This is a genomic window from Arthrobacter sp. Leaf141 (assembly GCF_001424565.1).
Taxonomy (GTDB): domain Bacteria; phylum Actinomycetota; class Actinomycetes; order Actinomycetales; family Micrococcaceae; genus Arthrobacter.
In genome coordinates, this window is record NZ_LMOL01000005.1 from 595404 (window position 1) to 601424 (window position 6021).

Annotated in this window: 7 protein-coding genes; 4 read left to right on the forward strand and 3 right to left on the reverse strand. The window is 66.6% G+C overall.

The genetic code is table 11. The features are described 5' to 3' along the window. Positions 1-214 precede the first annotated feature (214 nt). The 3 genes from sigE (at position 215) to ASF72_RS05325 (ending at position 2138) form a co-directional block, all read left to right on the forward strand. Positions 215-829, forward strand: coding sequence for an RNA polymerase sigma factor SigE (sigE, locus tag ASF72_RS05315; protein WP_050685895.1), 615 nt, complete (start codon positions 215-217; stop codon positions 827-829). A 7-nt stretch (positions 830-836) separates the two neighbouring features. After that, the gene (locus ASF72_RS05320; RefSeq protein ID WP_056597091.1) at positions 837-1673 is read left to right on the forward strand and encodes a hypothetical protein; all 837 of its coding nucleotides are present in this window, start codon (positions 837-839) and stop codon (positions 1671-1673) included. Positions 1674-1742: 69 nt separating this feature from the next. Then, positions 1743-2138 carry a preprotein translocase subunit TatA gene (locus tag ASF72_RS05325; protein WP_050685897.1) on the forward strand — a complete coding sequence of 132 codons (396 nt, stop codon included), beginning with the start codon at positions 1743-1745 and terminating at the stop codon, positions 2136-2138. Between the two features lie 18 nt (positions 2139-2156). On the opposite strand, the gene ASF72_RS05330 is transcribed toward ASF72_RS05325, so the two are convergent. Genes ASF72_RS05330 through ASF72_RS05340 form a run of 3 tightly spaced genes read right to left on the reverse strand, consistent with a single transcriptional unit; the run spans position 2157 to position 5271 of the window. After that, positions 2157-3302, reverse strand: coding sequence for an Mrp/NBP35 family ATP-binding protein (locus ASF72_RS05330; RefSeq protein WP_056597093.1), 1146 nt, complete (start codon positions 3300-3302; stop codon positions 2157-2159). A 3-nt stretch (positions 3303-3305) separates the two neighbouring features. Beyond that, positions 3306-4004, reverse strand: a complete 699-nt coding sequence (locus tag ASF72_RS05335; protein WP_050685901.1) for a DUF1003 domain-containing protein — start codon at positions 4002-4004, stop codon at positions 3306-3308. Next, entirely contained in the window at positions 3988-5271 is a 1284-nt protein-coding gene (locus ASF72_RS05340) for a magnesium transporter MgtE N-terminal domain-containing protein (RefSeq protein WP_050685903.1), read from the reverse strand. Before ASF72_RS05340 ends, ASF72_RS05335 begins: the two co-directional genes overlap by 17 nt. Before the next feature lie 77 nt (positions 5272-5348). On the opposite strand from ASF72_RS05340, the gene ASF72_RS19960 reads away from it, so the two are divergent. Further along, a partial coding sequence (locus ASF72_RS19960; protein ID WP_235504655.1) for a general stress protein occupies positions 5349-6021 on the forward strand: 673 nt, incomplete at its 3' end.

Here is a 6021-nt window from a genome sequence, read left to right on the forward strand (position 1 = left end):
GGGCGGGGCGGGAAATGTCTTTTACAGCCTACTGTGTCCGGCCGAAACGTCGGTGCCGGCGGGCATTGCGCCCAAGGCTGAAGTTACGACGCAATCAGGAAATTCCCAGCCAAGTTTGAAAGGATGAATATCCGCTCATCCAAAAGGTGATCGGCGCCGAATCAGAGATGTCAACAGTATCCGGGCGTTTGTAATTCCACGAGGGGAGTGGACGATGTCATCACCAGTTGTGGCACCTGTCCCTGCAGTACACCAGCCTGAGGTCGAATGGGTCCGGCCCACCTGGGAGGAAGTGGTTACCAACCACTCCGCCAAGGTATACCGGCTCGCTTACCGCCTGACCGGCAACAAGTTCGATGCCGAAGACCTCACCCAGGAGGTGTTTGTGCGCGTCTTCCGGTCCCTTGAAAACTTCAAGCCCGGGACCCTGGACGGCTGGCTGCACCGCATCACCACCAACCTGTTCCTCGACCAGGCCCGGCGCAAGACCAGGATCCGGTTCGACGCCCTGTCGGACGACGCCGAGTCCCGCCTTCCCGGCCGTGAGCCCGGACCCGAGCAAAGCTTCGAGTTCAACAACCTTGACCTCGATGTGCAGGCTGCCCTTGAGGACCTGCCGCCGGACTTCCGCGCAGCCGTGGTGCTGTGCGATCTCGAAGGGTTGTCCTACGACGAAGTGGCCGCAGCGCTGGACGTCAAACTGGGCACCGTGCGTTCCAGGATCCACCGCGGCCGCACCATGCTCCGGGAAAAGCTGGCCCACCGGGACCCGCGCCCGCAGCAGGCCCGCCGGAAGCTGTCCCTGCCGCGCATCGCCGGCATCCTCTGATCGGCGCATGAGGCCCCCCAATCCCTTTGCCGGCCGGCACCAGCGGACAGCCAGCCACCTGCAGGAATGCAGCGACTGTGCCGGCGCTGTGCGCAGGGAACGCCAATACCTCGAACGGCTGCGCGATGCGCCTGTTCCGCAGGCCAGCGAGGACCTGACAGCCCGCCTGCTGGCCCGGACCCACGAGTTCGCTGCCCGGCAACCGGCAGCACAGCCTGAGCCGCCCCGCAGGTTTGCACGTGCCGTGGCATTGACTGCAGGCGGAACCTTGGCGGCCGCCGGGGTCCTTGCCGTGGGTGCCCTGGCCGTCTCCGGCTCGCCGCTGCCTGATTCCACTTCCCCGGCTGCGCTGTCCCATGTTTCGGCCCGGACGCCCGCGGACGGCCGTGCCCTCACGGCCAGCCAGCTTGCCCTGCTCCGGGACGAGGGCTGGGCATGCCCGGAACTGGCCGGCCTGGGATTCCGCCTTGAATCGGCCCGGGCCCTGGTAATCGACGGGCAGCCTGCCGTGGAGATCCGGCTTTCGGACGGCATCCATTACGCCACCGTGACGGAGCAGCATTCGTCCGCCGCCGCGCTGCGCACCGCGGCGGACGGCGTGGAGCTCCGCAGCGCCTCGCCCTGGTCCGTGACCTACCGGGCCGAGGGCCGGACGTTCACCTACGAATCGGACCTTCCCGCCGAGCAGGCCGATGACGCCGTGCCCATCCTGGAACGCGTCAGCGCGCAGGCCGGCGCGGGTGTCGCGGCGGAAGCGCCGGCGTCGGGTACTGTGGCGGGAGAGTCCCTGGCCCACCGGCTGCAGCGCGGACTGAACAGGATTGTGACCCTTTTGACCCAGTAAAGCGGGCGGTTGCTGCCCCCGCCGGGCGGGAATCGCCGCTGGCAGCCCGGAAAGGGTAATCTTCCTAACGTGTTTGGAATCAACGGCCCGGAGTTTTTCCTCCTGCTGATCATTGGCATCCTGGTGATCGGTCCACAGCGGCTCCCTGAATATACCCAGAAGCTTGCCAACCTGGTGAAGGAAGTCCGGCGCATGGCCTCCGGCGCCCGCGAGCAGATCAAGGAAGAAGTCGGCATCGACATCGACGAGGTCGATTGGAAGAAGTACGACCCGCGCCAGTACGACCCTCGCCGCATCATCAAGGAAGCCCTGATGGACGACGACTCCAAGCCCGTCAGCGCGGGTGCGCCGGCCGCCGTCGCCGCCGTGGCAGGGGCCGCAGCCGCTGCACCCCAGCGGCCCGAACGCGTGGTGCCGCGCCTCCCGGCCGGCGAAGCCGCACCGTTCGACACCGAAGCAACCTAGGCCCCGCGGGCGGGGCCGTCAGCGCGGCTGCAGCCCGAGCTTCAACCCGGCCAGCCCGCGCGGCTTGGCCGCCAGTGAGCCGGCGATGCCGGAGAGCGCCGCAGCAGCAGGCGTGCCGGGTTGGCCGATGACGATGGGAACACCCGTATCCCCGCCCTCGCGGAGCTGGATGTCCAGCGGGATCTGGCCCAGGAGCGGCACCGTGGTTCCCACGGCGGCACTCAGCCGCTGGGTGAGGACCGCCCCGCCGCCGCTTCCGAACAATTCCATCCTGCCGCCGTCGGGCATCTCCAGGTAGGACATGTTCTCGATGACCCCGGCGACTTTCTGGCCGGTCTGGGTGGCGATGGCGCCTGCGCGCTCGGCGACGTCCGCCGCTGCCGCCTGCGGGGTGGTGACCACCAGGATCTCCGCTGTGGGCAGCAGCTGGGCCACGGAGATGGCGATGTCCCCGGTACCCGGCGGCAGGTCCAGGAAAAGGACATCCAGGTCACCAAAGTAGACGTCCGTCAGGAACTGTTCCAGGGCACGGTGCAGCATGGGTCCGCGCCAGGCCACCGGCTGGTTGCCCGTCACGAACATGCCGATGGAGATGACCTTCACGCCGTACGCGACGGGCGGCAGGATCATGTCATCCACCCGCGTGGGCGTTTGGGTGATGCCCATCAGGCCGGGCACCGAGAAGCCGTACACATCCGCGTCCACGATGCCTACCCGGAGCCCCTGCGCCGCCAGGGAGCAGGCAAGGTTGACCGTGACAGAGGATTTACCCACGCCACCCTTCCCGCTGGCCACGGCGAAGACCTTGGTCAGCGAGTCCGGCTCGTTGAACGGGATACCGCGTTGGCCGCCGGCGCCGCGGAGTTTTTCCTTGAGGGCGTCGCGCTGGGCCTGGTCCATCACGTTCAGGGTGACGGTGACACCGGTGACACCGCGGACGGCCAGCAGGGCGCGTTCGGAGTCCTTGGTGATGGTGTCGCGGAGCGGGCAGCCCGCAATGGTCAGCAGGACCGCCAGGTCAACGTGCCCTTCTGCGGAGACGATGACGGACTCCACCATGCCAAGCTCGGTGATGGGGCGGCGGAGCTCCGGATCCATGACGCCGGCCAGGGCCTGCTGGACGGCCTCCGACAGCGGGCCGCCCGGGGAATGTTCGGTGTCCATGCGTCAGCGGTCCTGGGAGGAGTGGTTGGGTTTGACGCGGGGGATCTGCTGGGTCTTCGGGTTGCGTTGCCGGTCCCGCTTCTCCTTGAGCTTTTCCTTGACCTTGTCCCGCGGTGTTTCGTGATGACCCGGCCCGGTGGTGTCGTGGGTGCGCAGTTCCTCCTGCGCCTCCAGCATGTCCTCAAGCAGGGAGCGCAGCTCCGCCCGGACGTAGTCACGGGTGGCCACCTCGCGCAGCGCGATCCGCAGGGAGGCCAGCTCCCGGGTCAGGTACTCGGTGTCCGAGAGGTTGCGCTCGGCACGCTGGCGGTCCTGCTGCAGCGAGACACGGTCGCGGTCGTCCTGGCGGTTCTGGGCCAGGAGCAGCAGCGGGGCAGCGTAGGAGGCCTGCAGCGAGAGCATGAGCGTGAGGAGCGTGAAGCCGAGTTCCTTGGAGTCGAACTGCCAGTCCACCGGAGCGAAGGAGTTCCACACCAGCCAGAAGATACAGAAGACGGTCATGTAGACCAGGAACTGGGGCGTCCCCATGAACCGGGCAAAGCCTTCGGTGGCGTGGCCGAATGCATCCGGGTCCGGCGAGAATTTAGGCAGGATCCGTTGCCTGCCACTCAACGGGGTGTCGAGGCTTCCCTTGCCTGCAGCCTTGCCGTTGCCGCGCTGGTTGGGGTTCTTCGGAGCACTGCTGTCAGCCAATGCGGCCACCGAGCTTCCTTATCGGGGCTTCGCCATCATGGGCGCGCCAGTCGTCCGGCAACAGATGATCCAAAACGTCATCAACAGTCACCGCCCCCACAAGCCGGCCGGCGTCATTGACCACGGGGAGGGAATTGAGGTTGTACGTGGCCAGGGTGCGGGCCACTTCGCTGATGTGGGCCTGGTCGGAAAGCGGCTCCAGGTTTTTGTCCACGAGGTTGCCCAGGGGCTCAAACGGCGGGAACCGCAGCAACTGCTGGATGTGGACCACGCCCAGGAAACGCCCGGTGGGTGTCTCCAGCGGCGGCCGGGCAATAAAGATCGACGACGCCAGTGCGGGGGAGAGCTCTTCGCGCCGGACATGGGCAAGCGCTTCCGCCACGGTGGCTTCAGGCGGGAGGATCACGGGAACCGGCGTCATCAGGCCGCCCGCGGTGTCCTCGTCGTATTCGAGGAGCCGACGGACATCTTCGGCGCCTTCGGGTTCCATGAGCTGCAGCAGTTCCTCGGCCTGGGCCGAGGGGAGCTCGCCAAGGAGGTCAGCTGCGTCGTCCGGGTCCATCTCTTCCAGCACATCGGCGGCACGCTGGACGTCCAGGGCGGAGAGGATCTCCACTTGGTCGTCCTCCGGCATTTCCTGCAGGACGTCGGCCAGGCGCTCGTCCTGCAGTTCGCTGGCCACCTCGAAGCGGCGCTTGTCGCTCATCTCCTGAAGGGCCTCGGCGAAGTCAGCCGGTTTCAGGTCTTCGTGGTTGGCCACGAACTGCGTGGCGGCCTGGGGCTCGGTGTGGGCGCCTTGCAGCGCGTCCGCCCAGTCGATGATCAGGGTCTCGTTCCGACGCAGCCGGCTCAAGGGGGACAGGGAATGGCCGCGGCGCACAAAGAGCTTGCTGACGAACCAGTCCCTGGACCGGTGCTGGTCCATGGCGATGTCCTCGATGGTGGCATCACCGCTGCCGTCCCGGAGGGTGACCCGGCGGTCGAACATCTCGGCGACCACCAGAGTCTCGGCCCCGCGCTGTTCAAACCGGCGGAGATTGACCAGTCCGGTGCAGATGACCTGGGTCTGGTCAATGGAGGTAATCCGCGTCATGGGCACAAAAACGCGTTTTTTGCCGGGGACCTCCACCACGATGCCCACCACGTGCGGTGCACCCTGGGTTCCCCGGGAAAGCACCACAACATCGCGCAGCCGCCCCAGCCGGTCTCCCAGCGGGTCGAAGACGTCGAGTCCCAGAAGGCGCGCTACAAAGACGCGGGTAGGTGTTGTGCTCACCCGTACAGGCTACCGAGTCTGCTCTCTTTTAGCTGAATTTACAGGCAGCACACATGCTGATGGGCAAGAATGGGGGTATGGCAAACATTTTTGGCGCTCCCAAGGCAAGTGGCCAGAACGGCCTGGACCAGTCCCGGGCCGTCCCCACCGGCGACACCGTTGGCTCCTACACCTCGTACCTGGATGCGCAGAAGGCAGTGGACTACCTCGCCGACCAGCAGTTCCCGGTCCAGATGGTGTCCATTGTGGGCAATGAGCTAAAGATGGTGGAACGTGTCACCGGGCGCCTCAGCTACCCTAGGGTGGCACTGTCCGGAGCCCTGAGCGGCATGTGGTTCGGCCTGTTTGTCGGGGTGATGCTGTCCTTCTTCGCCCCGTCCCCCGGATACTTCTCCATCCTCACGTCAGTGCTGATGGGCGCCGCCTTCTTTATGCTGTTCGGCATCGTCACGTATGCAGCCCAGCGCGGCAAGCGGGACTTCACCTCCACCAGCCAGGTGGTTGCCACCAACTATGACGTTATTGTGGCACCCGAAGCGTCGCACGAGGCCCGCCGGCTCCTGCAGCAGCTGCCCATGACCCGCTCGGACGCCGCCGCTGGCCAGGGTGCGTACTCGCAGCGCGATTACCAGCAGCCATACCAGCAGAACCACCAGCCGGGGCAACCGCACCAGCCTTACCAGCCGGGCCAGCCGCAGCAGGGCCAGCAGGGCCAACCGAACCAGCCGCAGCAGGGCCAGCCCAGCCAGC